At 72.7% G+C, this 14,911-nt stretch carries 12 protein-coding genes and 1 pseudogene; 5 read left to right on the top strand and 8 right to left on the bottom strand.

All coding sequences use genetic code 11. The features are described from left to right. The 4 genes and pseudogenes from Q0195_RS00445 to Q0195_RS00430 form a co-directional block, all read right to left on the bottom strand. Nucleotides 1-266: pseudogene (locus tag Q0195_RS00445) on the bottom strand (deoxyguanosinetriphosphate triphosphohydrolase); the annotation flags it as partial. A 58-nt stretch (nucleotides 267-324) separates the two neighbouring features. Next, complete coding sequence (locus Q0195_RS00440; protein WP_299273075.1) at nucleotides 325-588, bottom strand: metal-sensitive transcriptional regulator; 264 nt, start codon at nucleotides 586-588, stop codon at nucleotides 325-327. A 35-nt stretch (nucleotides 589-623) separates the two neighbouring features. Then, entirely contained in the window at nucleotides 624-995 is a 372-nt protein-coding gene (trxA, locus tag Q0195_RS00435; protein WP_299273072.1) for a thioredoxin, read from the bottom strand. Between the two features lie 216 nt (nucleotides 996-1,211). Then, nucleotides 1,212-3,014, bottom strand: a complete 1,803-nt coding sequence (locus Q0195_RS00430) for an FAD-dependent oxidoreductase (RefSeq protein ID WP_299273070.1) — start codon at nucleotides 3,012-3,014, stop codon at nucleotides 1,212-1,214. Nucleotides 3,015-3,143: 129 nt separating this feature from the next. Between Q0195_RS00430 and Q0195_RS00425 the strand changes: the two genes are divergently transcribed. Continuing rightward, nucleotides 3,144-4,334 (top strand): hypothetical protein, encoded by a 1,191-nt coding sequence (locus Q0195_RS00425; protein WP_299273067.1) that lies wholly within the window; start codon nucleotides 3,144-3,146, stop codon nucleotides 4,332-4,334. 3 nt (nucleotides 4,335-4,337) lie between these two features. Here the strand turns inward: Q0195_RS00425 and Q0195_RS00420 are convergent, their stop codons facing one another. The 3 genes from Q0195_RS00420 to Q0195_RS00410 form a co-directional block, all read right to left on the bottom strand. Then, nucleotides 4,338-5,234, bottom strand: a complete 897-nt coding sequence (locus tag Q0195_RS00420) for a sugar ABC transporter permease (protein ID WP_299273065.1) — start codon at nucleotides 5,232-5,234, stop codon at nucleotides 4,338-4,340. 1 nt (nucleotide 5,235) lies between these two features. Beyond that, on the bottom strand, nucleotides 5,236-6,801 hold the full coding sequence (locus Q0195_RS00415; protein WP_299273081.1) for an ABC transporter permease subunit: 1,566 nt from the start codon (nucleotides 6,799-6,801) through the stop codon (nucleotides 5,236-5,238). Nucleotides 6,802-6,944: 143 nt separating this feature from the next. Next, complete coding sequence (locus Q0195_RS00410) at nucleotides 6,945-8,204, bottom strand: maltose ABC transporter substrate-binding protein (protein WP_299273062.1); 1,260 nt, start codon at nucleotides 8,202-8,204, stop codon at nucleotides 6,945-6,947. 175 nt (nucleotides 8,205-8,379) lie between these two features. Here Q0195_RS00410 and Q0195_RS00405 point away from each other — a divergent pair, with 175 nt between their 5' ends. The 4 genes from Q0195_RS00405 (at nucleotide 8,380) to Q0195_RS00390 (ending at nucleotide 13,258) form a co-directional block, all read left to right on the top strand. Continuing rightward, nucleotides 8,380-9,399, top strand: coding sequence for a LacI family DNA-binding transcriptional regulator (locus tag Q0195_RS00405; RefSeq protein ID WP_299273059.1), 1,020 nt, complete (start codon nucleotides 8,380-8,382; stop codon nucleotides 9,397-9,399). 85 nt (nucleotides 9,400-9,484) lie between these two features. Beyond that, the gene (locus Q0195_RS00400) at nucleotides 9,485-11,236 is read left to right on the top strand and encodes an alpha-amylase family glycosyl hydrolase (RefSeq protein ID WP_299273078.1); all 1,752 of its coding nucleotides are present in this window, start codon (nucleotides 9,485-9,487) and stop codon (nucleotides 11,234-11,236) included. 205 nt (nucleotides 11,237-11,441) lie between these two features. Continuing rightward, entirely contained in the window at nucleotides 11,442-12,434 is a 993-nt protein-coding gene (locus tag Q0195_RS00395; RefSeq protein ID WP_299273057.1) for an ATP-binding cassette domain-containing protein, read from the top strand. After that, on the top strand, nucleotides 12,431-13,258 hold the full coding sequence (locus tag Q0195_RS00390) for an ABC transporter permease (protein WP_299273055.1): 828 nt from the start codon (nucleotides 12,431-12,433) through the stop codon (nucleotides 13,256-13,258). Before Q0195_RS00395 ends, Q0195_RS00390 begins: the two co-directional genes overlap by 4 nt. Nucleotides 13,259-13,606: 348 nt before the next feature. On the opposite strand, the gene dusB is transcribed toward Q0195_RS00390, so the two are convergent. Further along, nucleotides 13,607-14,821 (bottom strand): tRNA dihydrouridine synthase DusB, encoded by a 1,215-nt coding sequence (gene dusB, locus Q0195_RS00385; protein ID WP_299273053.1) that lies wholly within the window; start codon nucleotides 14,819-14,821, stop codon nucleotides 13,607-13,609. Nucleotides 14,822-14,911: the final 90 nt, after the last annotated feature.

Genomic DNA, 14,911 nt, shown 5'->3' with positions numbered 1-14,911 from the left:
TCCGGGTCGCAGCCCAGCGCCTTGCCCAGCTCGCGGCCCACCTGGGCCACCTCCAGGGAGTGGGTGAGCCGGGTGCGGACGAAGTCGTCGCTCGACGGGCCGAGCACCTGGGTCTTGGCGCCCAGGCGGCGCAGCGCCGAGGAGTGCACGACGCGTGCCCGGTCGCGCTCGAAGGCGGTGCGGCCGGGGTTCTTCGGCTCCTCCTGCCACCAGCGCTCGCGGTCCGCGACTCCGTACGCGGCGCGCTCCAGGTTGTCGACAGCCACGCTCGCAGCCTACTTCGCCGCCCGCTCGGACCCGGGGAGGCGCGGCTCGGGCGGTGCGCTACGCCAGGGAGAGGAAGAGCTTCTGCAGCTTCTCCACGTCCAGCGACTCCTCGCCGTCGGACTCCACGAGGCACTGCCGCATACCGGAGGCGATGATCGCGAAGCCGGCGCGGTCCAGCGCCCGGGAGACGGCCGCGAGCTGCGTGACGACGTCCTCGCAGTCCCGGCCCTCCTCGAGCATGCGGAGCACGCCGGCCAGCTGGCCCTGGGCGCGCCGGAGCCGGTTCACGACCTTGCCCATCTCCTTGGGGTCGAGCTGCATCGTGCGTCCTTCCTTCCCGGGGCCCGTCGGGCCGGTCATGCGCTCTGGGACTGCTGCTCGGCGAGCTGTTCGCGGACCTTGTCCATGTCGAGGTCCCGGACGGCGGTGATCACCTGCTCCAGCGCGGGTGCCGGGAGGGCGCCGGGCTGGGAGAAGACGAGGATGCCGTCGCGGAAGGCCATGAGCGTGGGGATCGAGGTGATGCCGGCCTGTGCGGACAGCTCGGGCTCGGCCTCGGTGTCCACCTTGCCGAAGACGATGTCCGGGTGGGCCTGCGCGGCGCGCTCGTAGACGGGTGCGAACATGCGGCACGGGCCGCACCAGGCCGCCCACCAGTCGACGAGGACGATGCCGTCCTTGCTGATGGTCTCGCGGAAGGTGTCGGCGGTGAGGTCGACGGTGGTCATGTGGTTCCTCCTGTCACGTGGCGAATACCCCTACGGGTATGTCAGCGCCGGCCGGTGGTCCGGTATTCCCGGGTCAGCGGCAGGTGCACCTGGCCGACGGCTCGACGCCGGCCAGGGCCTCCTCGACGTGCTGGCCGCAGCCGGTCCAGGTGACCTTGCCGCAGGTGGCGCAACGGATGGGACTGCACATGGTGGTTCTCCTTCGGTGTGTGGGGGTCAGACGGTGACGGGCTGGGCGACGGCGTCGGGCCGCAGGGCCGTGAGGGTGAGCCAGCCGCCGGACAGGTTACGGGCGTCGATGCCCTCACCCCGCAGGATGCGGGTGGCGAGGTAGGAGCGCACGCCGCTGGCGCAGTGGACGGCGACGGGGCGGCCGGCCGCGGCGGCCCGGATCTCCGCGATGCGGTCGCGTAGCTCGGTGTGCGGGACCAGGAGGGCGCCCTCGAGGTGGCCGGCCGCGTACTCCTCCGGCGAGCGCACGTCCAGGACGAGGGCGTGGGCGCGGACGTCGTCGAGCTCCCCTGCCTGCCACTGCGGCATGGTGCCGTCGAGGACGTTCTGGGCGACGAAGCCGAGCATGTTCACCGGGTCCTTGGCCGAGCCGTAGGGCGGGGCGTAGGCGAGCTCGAGCTCGGCGAGGTCGTCCGCGGTCATCCCGGCTCGCAGCGCGGTGGCCAGGACGTCGATCCGCTTGTCCACCCCGGCACGGCCCACCGCCTGCGCGCCGAGCAGCCGGCCGTCGGGGGCGAAGCTCGCGACGAGGTGGATCTGCTCAGCGCCCGGGAAGTACCCGGCGTGGTGGCTGGGGTGGATGTGGACGACCTCGTGGGTGATACCCGCGGAGCGCAGCGCCGCCTGGCTCGCGCCGGTGACTGCGGCGGTGAGCCCGAAGACGCGGACGATCGCCGTACCGAGGACGGGCTGCTGCGGGGTGGTCCGGTGGCCGCACATGGAGTCGGCGGCGCGTCGGCCCTGCCGGTTGGCGGGTCCGGCGAGCGGGACGGTGCCGAGGGCGCCGGTGACGGCCTGGCGGACCTCGACGGCGTCGCCCACCGCCCAGATGTGCGGGTCGGAGGTGCGCTGGTCGGCGTCGACGCGGATGGCACCGCGGGCGCCCAGCTCGAGGCCGGCGGCCGCGGCGAGGCCGCTCGCCGGCCGGACGCCGACGTTGACCACGACGAGGTGAGCGGGCAGCACGGTGCCGTCGGACAGGGTGACGGTCACCGGCCCGTGCGGAGCGCCGGTGACGGCGGTGGCGGAGACGCCGGTGTGCAGGCCGACGCCGTGGGCCGCCAGCTCCTCGGCGAGGAGCGGGGCGAGCTCGGGGTCGAGCGGGGGCAGGACGTGGTCGGCGAGCTCGACGAGGTCGACGTGCAGGCCGCGGGTGACGAGCGCCTCGACCGCCTCCAGGCCGATGAAGCCCGCACCGACGACGACGGCCCGTGGGGCCTCGCCCCCGTCGGGGCGGTTCCGGAGGAGCTCGCCGACAGCGGCCTGGAGGGCGTCCAGGTCGGGCACGGTGCGCAGGGAGTGGACGGCGGGGTGGTCGAGCCCGTCGATCGGCGGGACGACCGGCTCGGCGCCGGGGGCGAGGAGCAGGGCGTCGTAGCCGAGCCGGTAGGGGCCCTCGGGACCGACGACGCTCACCTCGCGCCGCACGCGGTCGATCGCGGTCACCCGGTGGCGGGTGCGCACGTCGAGGCGGAGCGTGCGGGCCAGCGACTCCGGGGTGTGGAGCAGGAGCGCCTCCCGCTGCTCGATCTCCCCGGACAGGTGGTAGGGCAGGCCACAGTTGGCGAAGCTGACGTACTCCCCCTGCTCGAGCACGACGATCCGGGCGTGCTCGTCCAGCCGCCGGGCGCGGGCGGCGGCGCTCATCCCGCCCGCGACACCACCGACGACGACGATGCTCCGGGGTGCCGCGCCGGCGGGTGCCACCGCGCCGTCGTGCGGGCGGGGGTGGGTGCCGCTCGCGGCGGCGTCGGCCGACGGGTCGGGGGTGGTGGGTGCTGGGGTCATGACCCCGACTATACCCCCTGGGGTATCGGGGTGTCACCTCGCCTCACCGTCGGTACCCGCGGTCGGGGCATTCGGTCCTCGGCCCTCGATCGACGAGCGCGCCCACCCGCAGGTGCCACAATGGTCGGCATGTCCGACGCCGCAGCCACCCCTCCCGAGCAGGTCGTGGCGCCGGTGGGCACCGTGACCACGCGGCTGCTCCACCGTGCCCCGCGCGGCACGCAGGAGTGGTGGCGCTCGGCCGTCGTCTACGTCAACGAACCGCCGCTGCTCGGGGCCGTGTCCACCAGCGCGGACGTGGCCGACCGGCGCGAGCAGCTGCGCTGGGTCTCCCGTCTCGGCGTCCAGGCGATCCGCCTCGGGTGTCCCCCGCTGCCGAACGAGGCCCCCGCCGAGGTGATCGACGCCGTCGCCGAACTCCTCGTCCGGGCCCACCGCACCGGCCTGCGGGTCATCCTGCGGATCGACCCGACCGACCCCCGCGACGAGGCGTGCGCCCGCTACTGGCTCAGCCGCGGCGCCGACGGCCTCGACCTCGGCCCGGTCACCGAGGAGGAACCGATCTCCCACGCGCGCTACCGCGAGCTCCACGCGCTGCTCGCCGAGCACGCGCGGGACGAGGACCCGATCCTCTCCTCGCGCCTCACCCCCGCCGTCCAGGAGCGTGCCGCGGAGATGCTCCACGAGGACTGGCTCCACCACCTCGTCGACGCCGAGCTGCTCGACCTCACCGACCCGGCCCGCGTCGTCGAGGCGGTGACCGACAGCCTGCGCATCCGCGACGCCCTGGGCACCACCGGCGCCTGGCTGGTGCCGGACGTCACCGAGGCCGGGTCGCCGGAGATGGCACTGGTCGGGGCGCTCGTCGTGCTCGCCATGCCCGGCGCGGTGTACCTGCGGCAGGGGATCGAGCTGGGGCTGCCGGTGAAGACCTCACCGGACCCGGAACCGGAGCGCACGAGCCGGCGGACCGCGCTCCTGGCCGAGCAGCGCGGCGTGGGCGGCTCCCACTTCGAGACGATCCGGGCCGCCCTGCGGCTGCGCACCGACCACCGGCTCGGGCTGGCGCCGCTCGCCCGGGTGGACGAGATGGTCGGCCCCGTCCCCGAGGACGTCCTGGCCTTCCTCAGCGGGGAGATCCTCGTGGTGGCCAACGTCGGCAGCGACGACGTGCCGCTGCCCGCGGAGCCCGAGGTGGTCCTCACCTCCGGCCCCCTGCGCTCCGGCCTCGCCGGCGTGCCCCTGCTGCCGCCGCGCACCGCGGCGTGGCTGTGGCTGGAGCCGCAGGCCCCGCAGCCCGACCCGCGCGCCCGCCGCTGAGCTTCAGCCCTTCACCGACCCGGCGGTGAGGCCGGAGACGATGTAGCGCTGCAGGAAGAGGAAGAGCACGACGACCGGCACCGCGCTGATCGTGGCGCCGGCGGCGAACAGGCCCCAGTTGCGCGACAGCTGGTCCGAGACCCAGCCGTACAGCCCCACGGCCAGCGTCCAGTTCGCCTCGGACTGGAGGATGAGCTTGGCCAGGAGGAAGTCGGAGAAGCTGGAGATGAAGGACAGCAGCGCGACGACCGCGAGGATCGGCACGACGAGCCGCAGGATGATCGTCCAGTAGGTCTGGGCGTGGGTGGCGCCGTCGATCTTCGCGGCCTCGTCGAGCTCCTTCGGCACGGTGTTGAAGAACCCGTACATGAGGAAGGTGTTCACCCCGAGCGCGCCGCCCAGGTAGACCGCGATGAGCGCGACCTTGGAGTTGAGCCCGAGGATGGGCACGACGTCGCCCAGGACGAGCAGCAGCAGGAAGACGGCGACGAAGGCGAGCACCTGCGGGAACATCTGGATGACGAGCAGGGCGATGAGCCCGGCGCGCCGGCCCGTGAAGCGGAAGCGGGAGAAGGCGTAGGCGGCCGCCGCGCCCATGAGCACGGTGGCGACCGCCGTCGTGATCCCGATGAAGAGCGTGTTGCCGAGCCAGGTCCAGAAGTAGGTGTCGGCGAGCTTGGCGTAGTTGCTCGGGCTCACCTCGGCGAAGAGCCGGTTGGAGCCGGTGAGCGTGCCGCCCTCGGACACCGACGCGGAGAAGACGTAGACCAGCGGCCAGACCGCGTAGACGACGGCGAGCACGCCGACGACGTAGCGCCAGCCCACCTCGCTCCACCAGCGGGTGCGGCCGGGCCGGTGCTGCGCGCCGGCACGCTCGGCGGGAGGGGTCGTGGTGGCCATGTCAGTTGATGTCCTCCAGGGCCTGGGTGCGGCGGAAGGTGATGACCGAGATGGTGGCGACGATGAGGAAGATGACGAGCGAGAGCGCCGAGGCCAGGCCGTAGTTCGTCGCCGCCCGGCCGTCCAGGCCGGAGATCGAGTACACCATCGTGATGAGGATGTCGGTGGCGCCCACCGGGGCCGAGGTGTCGGCGAACCGGGGGCCGCCCTCGGTGATCATCTCGATCGCGTTGAAGTTGTTGAAGTTGAACGCGAAGGAGGAGATGAGCAGCGGCGCGACGGCGATGAGGAGCAGCGGCAGGGTGATCGAGCGCCAGATGCGGAAGCGGCCCGCGCCGTCGATCTTCGCCGCCTCGACCACGTCGCCCGGGATCGACTGCAGCGCACCGGTGGTGATGAGGAACATGTAGGGGAAGCCGACCCACAGCTGGACGCCGAGCACCGCGGCGCGCGCCAGCCACTCGTTGGTGAGCCAGGGCACGCCGGCGCCGCCGAGGAGCACCTCGTTGATGAACCCGAAGTCGGTGTTGAGCAGGCCGCGCCAGAGCAGGAAGGACATGAACGGCGGGAAGGCGTAGGGCAGGATGAGCAGCGCCCGGAGCAGCTTCCGGCCGCGCACCCGCTCGTCGTTGAGGACGATGGCGAGGAACAGCCCGAGGAAGAAGGTCAGCCCGACGGACAGGATCGCGAAGGCGAAGGTCCACACGAGCACCTTGAGGAAGGGCTCGGCGTACCGGGAGTCGGCGAAGGCGGTGGTGAAGTTGTCGAAGCCGACCGGCACGCGCCAGCCGACGTTGAGCGTGGAGCCGTCCGGGGCCTCGAACTGGCCCTGGTCGTTGGGACGGTAGACGACGCCGGTGTCGCGGTCGGTCATCGTGTCGGCGTCCTCGTCGTACTCGAGGACGGACCGGTAGACGTAGCCGCTGCGGGCGTCCTGGGTGCGGACGGAGCCCTGCTCGGCGTCGTCGGAGACCGGCACGCGCAGCCCGACGACCTCGGCCTGCCGCCCGAGGACCGCCTGCCGGTCCAGGACCTCGAAACCGGGCACCCGGGTGATGCGCTCGTCCTCCACGACGGCGTCGCCCACCTCGCGCAGCGGCTCCGTGGCCGTGCCGACGCGGACCACGCCGTCGTCGAGGATGGCGAAGCCGAGCTCGCCGTCGCGCTCCACGACGGTGAGCGGGTAGCTGCTCGAGCCCTCCACCCGCTGCTCGTTCTGGACGAGCAACGCCTCGATCGCGTGCTCCTTGGTCGAGTTGTGGCCCTCGCCGTAGTTGGTGAAGGCGACGTAGCCGGTGTAGGCGACGGTGAAGATCTGGTAGGCGAGGAGGAAGAACAGCCCGGGCAGGATGTACTTCATCGGCACCGTGCGCCGGGAGAAGTAGACGTAGTCGGCCACGACGAGCGCGGCGACCATGAAGGCGAGCACGCCCCAGGACTCGGCACCCCAGGCCTGGATGACGACGTACACGCCCAGCGCGTTGACGAGCGCCATGAGGGCGACCTTGATGAAGAAGCCCGGCGTGTACGTCCTGGCGTGCGGGGTGCGCAGCCGGCGGGGCGACATCCGCGTCGTGTCGCCGTCGGCGGTCGACAGCTGGGGGACCTGGGGTTGGGACATCACGGACCTTCCGGGGGTGGAGCGGTGGCGGCGGCGCCGCCGGGAGCAGGTGTGGCACGCCCGGGGCCGGACGTGCCACACCCGGAGGGTCAGCCGCCGATCGCGGCCTCGATGTCGGCGATCATCTTCTCCCAGCCGTCGACCGGGTCGACGGCTCCGCTGATGATCTGCGCCTCGGTGACGCCCCAGAAGTTCCACACCTCGCCCATCTCGGGGATGGAGGGCATTGGCACGGCGTCGGCACCGACCTCGCGGAAGCCCGCGGCGATCGGGTCCTCGGAGACGACGTCCGCCGCCGAGGTCAGCGCCGGGGTGCGGTCACCGGCCTCGTAGAGCGCGATCTGGGCCTCCTCGGTGGCCATGTAGTTGACGAGGAAGTCGGTGGCGAGCAGCGCGTTCTGGCTCTGCGCGCTGACGTAGAAGCCCTGCACGCCGGTGAACGGCTGGGCGGGCTCACCGCCCGCCGACGGGATCGGGTCGACGGCGAGCTCGACATCACCGAACTCCCCGAGCATCCACGGGCCGCCGACGAGGAAGGCCGCCTCGCCGTTGGCGAAGGCCTCCACGACGATGTCGTACTCCCAGGAGGTGTTGAGGTTGCCTGCGGCCCCCTGCTCGGCGAGCCACTGGGCGAAGGCGGTGCCGGCCTCCCCGCCCATGGCGAGCTCGGCGGTGTAGCTGCCGTCCTCGTTGGTCTCGAAGACCGGCGCCCCGAATGACGTCTGGAACGGGTACATGGTGTAGGGGTCGCCGTTCTCGGTGATCTGGATGAGGAACGGGTACTCGGCACCCGAGGCCTCGCCGGCGGCGATCATCTCGTCGAAGGTCGCGGGGGTCTGGTCCACGAGCTCGGTGTTGCGGTACAGGGCGATGTTCTCGATCGCGTACGGCAGGCCGTATACCTGGCCCTCGTAGGTGAAGGCCTCCAGCGCCACGTCCTCGAAGTCGGCGGCCACGTCCCCCAGCTCGATCGGCGCGACGACCCCGTTGGCGGTGAACTCCCCGAGCCAGTCGTGGGCGCCGACGGTGATGTCGGGGCCCTCGCCCGTGGGGACCTGGGCGAGGAAGTCGGGCCGGATGTCGTCGTAGTTCTTCTGGACGAGCTCGACGGTGGCGCCGGTCTCGGCCTCGAAGGTCTCGGCGGCGGCGCGCACGGCGTCCTCCCGGGTGTCGTCCACCCAGATGGTGAGCGTGCCGCCGTCGCCCGCGGGCTCGCTCGTCTCCTCCGCGGCTCCGCCGGTGGTCTCCTCGGGGGCGGCGGTGTCCGCTTCCTCGGAGGCGTCACCGCCGCAGGCGGCCAGGCCGAGGGTCAACGCGGCGGCCGCGGTGATCACGATGCTTCGACGCATCAGGCATCTCTCCTCTGTTCCAGGGCGAGGCGACGGGCCCGAGGCCACGTCGCTGTGCCGATTTTCCTCGCAGCGTAGGCTTCGGTGCACCTAGGATGCAAGAAGTTGCAGCAAGTTTCATGCAACAGTTTCAGGCTATTTTGGGTCGGCAGTACCAGGACAGGGAGGGTCGGCGATGCAGGGTCGCACCAGGCTGGCGGACGTCGCGGAGCAGGCCGGGGTCAGCACGGCGACGGTCTCCCGTGTGCTCAACGGCAAGCCGGAGGTCGCCGGGGAGACGCGCAAGGCCGTGCTCGCGGCGCTGGACATGCTCGGCTACGAACGGCCCGAGCGGCTACGGGCCCGGTCCGCCGGCCTCATCGGGCTCATCGTGCCCGAGCTGAGCAACCCGGTGTTCCCCGCCTTCGCCCAGTCCATCGAGTCGGTGCTGTCCACGATGGGCTACACCCCGCTGCTGTGCACCCAGTCCCCCGGCGGCACCACCGAGGACGAGTACGTCGAGATGCTCCTCGACCACTCCGTGGACGGCATCGTCTTCGTCTCCGGGCTGCACGCCGACACCCAGGCCGACGTCGACCGCTACCGGCGGCTGCAGACCCGCGGTGTGCCCTTCGTCCTCGTCAACGGCTACACCGGCGAGCTCGACGCTCCGGCGTTCTCCACCGACGACGCCGGCAGCATGGAGCTGGCGGTGCGCCACCTCGCCTCCCAGGGGCACACCGACATCGGGCTGGCCATCGGCCCGGACCGCTTCGTGCCCGCGCAGCGCAAGCGGGCCGGCTTCGAGCGGGCGATGCGCACGCTCGTGCCCGACGGCGCCGCCCCCGTGGAGACCACCCTGTTCACCTTCGAGGGCGGCCAGGCCGCCGCCGGGAACCTCCTCGACCGCGGGTGCACCGCCATCATCTGCGGCTCGGACCTCATGGCGCTGGGCGCCGTGCGCGCCGCCCGCGGCCGCGGCCTGGAGGTGCCGCGGGACGTGTCGGTCGTCGGCTTCGACGACTCCCCGCTCATGGCCTTCACCGACCCGCCGCTGACCACGCTGCGCCAGCCGGTGGACGCGATGAGCCAGGCCGCGGTCACCTCGCTCATCACCGAGGTCAAGGGCTCGCGCGCCCCGCGCAGCGAGCTGCTCTTCGTCGCCGAGCTCATCGTCCGCGGCTCGACCGCGGCAGCCCCCAAGGACCACGGGTAACGTGGTCGGACCCCACCCCCTGCACGACCGGATGGACCTGCCTGTGACTCCTTCGCACCAGACCCTGCCCCTGACGACCGGCGAGGTGATCCACCGCGGCACCGCCGACGCGGACTGGTGGCGTACCGCCGTCATCTACCAGATCTACCCGCGCTCCTTCGGGGACGCGAACGGTGACGGCGTGGGCGACCTGCCCGGCATCACCGAGCGTCTCGAGCACGTCGCGCGGCTGGGCGTGGATGCCGTGTGGCTCTCCCCGTTCTACCGCTCGCCGCAGAAGGACGCCGGGTACGACGTCGCCGACTACCGCGACGTCGACCCGCTGTTCGGCACCCTCGAGGACGCCGACCGGCTCATCGCCCGCGCCCACGAGCTGGGGTTGCGGGTCATCGTCGACCTCGTCCCGAACCACACCTCCGACCAGCACGCCTGGTTCCGACAGGCGTTGGCCGACGGGCCCGGCTCCCCCGCCCGCTCGCGGTACATCTTCCGCGAGGGCCGGGGTGAGAACGGGCAGGAGCCGCCGAACAACTGGCAGTCGGTGTTCGGTGGCCCCGCCTGGACCCGCGTGAGCGACCGCCCCGACGCCCCCGGCAGCGCCTGGGAGCACGACGGCCAGTGGTACCTGCACCTCTTCGACAGCAGCCAGCCCGACCTCGACTGGGACAACCCGGAGGTCCACGAGGAGTTCCGCAGCATCCTGCGCTTCTGGCTCGACCGCGGCGTGGACGGCTTCCGCGTCGACGTCGCGCACGGCCTGGTCAAGGCGCCCGGCCTGCCGGACTGGGCGGGCCACGTGCGCATGGTCGAGGGCAGCGAGGTCGCCGAGGGCATGGCCGCCGCCGACGACACCGTCGCGCCGCCCGAGGCGAGCGACGACGCCGCCTCCGGCCGCAGCCCGATGTTCGACCAGGACGGCGTGCACGAGATCTTCCGCGAGTGGCGCTCGGTGCTCGAGGAGTACGGCGGCGAGCGCATCCTCGTGGCCGAGGCCTGGGTGGAGCCGCTGTCGCGCCTCGCGCGGTACGTCCGGCCGGACGAGATGCACCAGGCGTTCAACTTCCACTTCCTCACCACCCGCTGGGCGGCGCCCGCGCTGCGGGAGGCGATCGCCCGCTCCTACGCCGAGAACGACGCCGTCGGGGCGCCCACGACGTGGGTGCTGTCCAACCACGACGTCGTGCGGCACGCCTCCCGGCTCGGCCTGGACGAGACCGGAAAGGGCCCCAACGGCATCGGGGCCGACGACCCGCAGCCCGACGCCGAGCTCGGGCTGCGCCGTGCCCGGGCCGCGACGCTGCTCATGCTCGGCCTACCCGGCAGCGCCTACCTCTTCCAGGGCGAGGAGCTCGGGCTGCCCGAGCACACCACGCTGGACGACTCGCTCCGGCAGGACCCGGCCTGGTGGCGCACCGGCCACGCGGAGAAGGGCCGGGACGGCTGCCGGGTGCCGCTGCCGTGGCGCTCCGACGCGCCGGGCCTGGGCTTCTCCCCCACCGGCCGCACCTGGCTGCCGCAGCCGGAGTGGTGGGCAGAGCTCGCCCCCGACGTCCAGGAGCGCCAGGAGGGTTCCACGCTGCGGATGTACCGTGAGGCGATCGCGCTGCGTACCGAGTTGGAGCTCGGCGCCGGCGCCCTGGAGCAGCTGCCCGCCGGTGAGGACGTCATCGCGCTGCGCAACACCCGCCAGGGGCGGCCCGCCGTCGTCGTCGTGACGAACCTCGGTGCCGCGCCGGTCGCGCTGCCCGAGGGGCACGAGGTGCTCATCGCCAGCGGCCCGCTCGACGGTGCCGCCGTCCCCACCGACACCACGGTGTGGCTGCGCGAGGTCCGCTGAGCCGAGGGCGGACCGCCTGACAGGGCCGGCCCCGGCCAAGTGGGGCCGGCCCTGCGGTGACGGCCGCTCGCCGCCCGTGGCGGCCGACCGGAATATCCGTTTCCGGCGACCGGTTGCCCTCCCGTACGCTTTCTGCCCGTTCGGCCGATGAGTTCGTCCGCCGCCGTCGGTCGGTACTGCCCCATCCCATCGGAAGGTGAGCGCCATGGAGAACACTCCGGCGATCGAGGCCGAGGGTCTCGTCAAACGTTTCGGGGACACGACCGCCGTCGACGGCGTGGACCTCACGGTCGAGCGCGGTACCGTCTTCGGTCTGCTCGGCCCCAACGGCGCGGGCAAGACGACCATCGTGCGGATGCTCGCCACCCTGCTCGTGCCCGACGCCGGCACCGCCCGGGTGCTGGGGCACGACATCGGCCGGGAGCCGGACGCCGTGCGCACCAGCGTCGGCCTCACCGGCCAGTACGCGTCCGTGGACGAGGACCTCACCGGCACGGAGAACCTCGTCATCCTCGCCCGGCTCTACGGCTTCTCCGGGAGCCGGGCCAAGCAGCGGGCCGCCGACCTGCTCGAGGCCTTCGACCTCAGCGACGCGGCCGGCAAGGCCGTCAAGACCTACTCCGGCGGGATGCGCCGCCGCATCGACCTGGCCGCCAGCCTCGTCATGAGCCCGCGCGTGCTGTACCTCGACGAGCCGACCACGGGCCTGGACCCGCGCAGCCGCAACCAGGTGTGGGACATCGTCCGGCTGCTCGTCGCCGAGGGCGCCACGGTGCTGCTCACCACGCAGTACCTCGACGAGGCCGACCAGCTCGCCGACCGCATCGCCGTCATCGACCACGGGCGGCTCATCGCCGAGGGCACCGCGCCCCAGCTCAAGGCCTCGGTCGGCACCGGCACCGTCACCGTCCGGGTCGCCGAGCGCGCACAACGGGCGGCCGCGCGCGCCGTCCTCGCCGAGACGCTGGGCACCCCGGTCACCGAGCTGCCCGACGGCCTGGGGCTCTCCGCCCGCGTCCCGGAGCACGCACCGGACTCCCCCGCGCGGGCGCTCAACGCGCTCCACGCCGCGGGGCTGCACGTGCCGGAGTTCAGCCTCGGCCAGCCGAGCCTGGACGAGGTCTTCCTCGCTCTCACCGGCAACCCGCCCGAGCCGGAGGCGGAGCCGGAGCACAGCACCGCGGAGGTCACGTCATGAGGTCCCTCGACATCGGCGCCAACACCCGGCTGCGCGATGCGGTCGCGGTCACCGACCGACCCGAGCGGGCCTCGGCGCTGTCCACCACCCTGACCTTCGCCCACCGGGCGCTGCTGAAGATCAAGCACGTGCCGGAGCAGCTCTTCGACGTCACGCTCACCCCGGTCATCTTCACCCTGATGTTCACCTACCTCTTCGGTGGGGCGATCGCGGGGGACACGTCCACCTACCTGCAGTTCCTGCTGCCCGGGATCATCGTCATGACGGTGCTCACGGTGAGCGTCTACACCGGGTTCACGCTCAACACCGACATCACCAAGGGCGTCTTCGACCGGTTCCGCTCGCTGCCGATCTGGCGGCCGGCACCGATCGTCGGCGCGTTGCTCGGGGACACCGTCCGCTACACCATCGCCTCCGGCGTGACGCTCACGCTGGGCCTCCTGCTCGGCTACCGGCCGGAGGGCGGGGTGGCCGGTGTGCTCCTGGCACTGGCGCTGCTCCTCGTCTTCGCCTTCTCGCTCAGCTGGGTGTTCACCATCCTCGGCCTGGTGATGCGCACCCCGAACGCCGTCATGGGCGTGTCGATGCTGGTGATCATGCCGCTGACCTTCGCGTCGAACGTCTTCGTCGACCCTCGGACGATGCCCTCGGTGCTGCAGAGCATCGTCGAGGTCAACCCGGTGAGCCACCTCGTGACCGCCGTGCGCGGCCTCATGGGCGGGACGGCGACGTTCTCCGACATCACGTGGGTGCTCATCGCCTCGGCGGCGCTGACCGCGGTGTTCGCCCCCATCACCATGCGGATCTACCGCACCCGGAGCTGACCGGGCCGCCCGCGGGGGAGCCGGCCGGAGGGCCGCGGGCGGGTGAGCCTCGGTGAGAAGCGAGCGGCCGGTGGCAGGTGACCCCTCGGTGACCTGCGAGCCCTCGGTGACCTGCGAGCTCTCGGTGACACGGGGCCCGTGGTGCCACGTGAGCTCCGGTGTTCGATGGACGCTCGGCGGGTCAGTCGGCCCTCGACGACCGCGTGAGCTCCCGGTGCCCGATGAACGCTCGGCGGGTCAGTCGGCCCTCGACGACCGCGTGAGCTCCCGGTGCCCGATGAACGCTCGGCGGGTCAGTCGGCCCTCGACGGCCGGGGGTCGCGGACGGGAGGGCGTCAGAACGGGCGGTCAGCCGCCGCTGATGGAGAGCTCGGCGTGGCTGAGCAGCTCGCGCAGCCGGTCGTCGATGTCCTGTGTCTCCAGCCAGGCCTCGGGCAGGTGCGGCGTACGCGGTGAACCGGCCCGGCCGCGCGGACCCTCGGCGCCCGCGCCCGGGTAGGGCTGGCTCAGGTCGAGCGCGGCCAGCCGCTCGTCGAGCTCGGCGAGCGAGCTCACCAGGCCGAGCGCGCGACGTGCCTCGCTGCCCACGACGTAGCCCTTGAGGTACCACGCCATGTGCTTGCGGAGCTCGCGCAGCCCCTTGCCCTCGTTCTCGAAGTGCTCGACCATGAGCTCGGCGTGCCGGCGGATCGTCGCGGCGACCTCCGCCAGGCCGGGCCGCACCCGCAGCGGGGAGCCGCGGAAGCCGGCGACGAGATCGGTGAACAGCCACGGCCGGCCCTGGCAGCCGCGGCCGACGACGACCCCGTCGCACCCGGTCTGCTCCACCATGGCCAGCGCGTCCTCCGCCGACCAGATGTCCCCGTTGCCGAGGACGGGGATGGTGCGGACGGTCTCCTTGAGCCGGGCGATGGTCTCCCAGCGCGCCTGCCCGGAGTAGTGCTGGGCGGCGGTGCGTGCGTGCAGCGCCACGGCCGCGACGCCGGCCTGCTCCGCGATCCGGCCCGCGTCGAGGTAGGTGAGGTGGTCGTCGTCGATGCCCATCCGCATCTTCACCGTCACCGGCACCTCGCGCTCGCGGTGCCGGGAGGCCGTGCGGGCAGCCTCGACGGCGCCGCTGACGATCGCCTGGAACAGGTCGCGCTTCCACGGCAGCGCCGCTCCCCCGCCCTTGCGGGTGACCTTGGGGACCGGACAGCCGAAGTTCAGGTCGACGTGGTCGGCACGGTCCTCCTCGACGAGCAGCCGCACGGCGGCGGCGACGGTCGCGGGGTCCACCCCGTAGAGCTGGACGGAGCGCACCGGCTCCTCCGGGTCGGCCTGGACCATGCGCATCGTCTCGGGCGTGCGCTCGACCAGCGCCCGCGAGGTGACCATCTCGGTGACGTAGAGGCCCGCCGGGGCGTGCTCGCCCGGACGCGCGGTCGCGCGGGCGGCGTCGTCCAGCGCCGCCAGCCCGGCCTCCCGGCACAGCTTCCGGAACGGCGGGTTGGTGACGCCGGCCATCGGGGCCAGCACCACCGGGCTGCCCACCGAGACCGGACCGATCCGCAGCTCACTCACCGTGCCATTCTCACCCGCCGCGCGCGGGGCGTCACCGTGGCACCGCTCACGCTGCAGCCCCTGCGGTGGCTCGCCCTTTTCACTCAGAAC

The organism is uncultured Georgenia sp. (assembly GCF_937958535.1).
Lineage (GTDB): Bacteria > Actinomycetota > Actinomycetes > Actinomycetales > Actinomycetaceae > Oceanitalea.
This window is presented reverse-complemented; position numbering and strand designations above follow the sequence as displayed.

Excerpts from the sequence above, each read along its gene's own strand:
- Q0195_RS00395 (WP_299273057.1), top strand. The coding sequence starts at position 11,442 with ATGGAGAACACTCCGGCGATCGAGGCCGAGGGTCTCGTCAAACGTTTC.
- Q0195_RS00415 (WP_299273081.1), bottom strand. The coding sequence starts at position 6,801 with ATGTCGCCCCGCCGGCTGCGCACCCCGCACGCCAGGACGTACACGCCG.
- Q0195_RS00440 (WP_299273075.1), bottom strand. The coding sequence starts at position 588 with ATGCAGCTCGACCCCAAGGAGATGGGCAAGGTCGTGAACCGGCTCCGG.
- Q0195_RS00420 (WP_299273065.1), bottom strand. The coding sequence starts at position 5,234 with ATGGCCACCACGACCCCTCCCGCCGAGCGTGCCGGCGCGCAGCACCGG.
- trxA (WP_299273072.1), bottom strand. The coding sequence starts at position 995 with ATGACCACCGTCGACCTCACCGCCGACACCTTCCGCGAGACCATCAGC.
- Q0195_RS00405 (WP_299273059.1), top strand. The coding sequence starts at position 8,380 with ATGCAGGGTCGCACCAGGCTGGCGGACGTCGCGGAGCAGGCCGGGGTC.
- Q0195_RS00430 (WP_299273070.1), bottom strand. The coding sequence starts at position 3,014 with ATGACCCCAGCACCCACCACCCCCGACCCGTCGGCCGACGCCGCCGCG.
- Q0195_RS00390 (WP_299273055.1), top strand. The coding sequence starts at position 12,431 with ATGAGGTCCCTCGACATCGGCGCCAACACCCGGCTGCGCGATGCGGTC.
- Q0195_RS00425 (WP_299273067.1), top strand. The coding sequence starts at position 3,144 with ATGTCCGACGCCGCAGCCACCCCTCCCGAGCAGGTCGTGGCGCCGGTG.
- Q0195_RS00410 (WP_299273062.1), bottom strand. The coding sequence starts at position 8,204 with ATGCGTCGAAGCATCGTGATCACCGCGGCCGCCGCGTTGACCCTCGGC.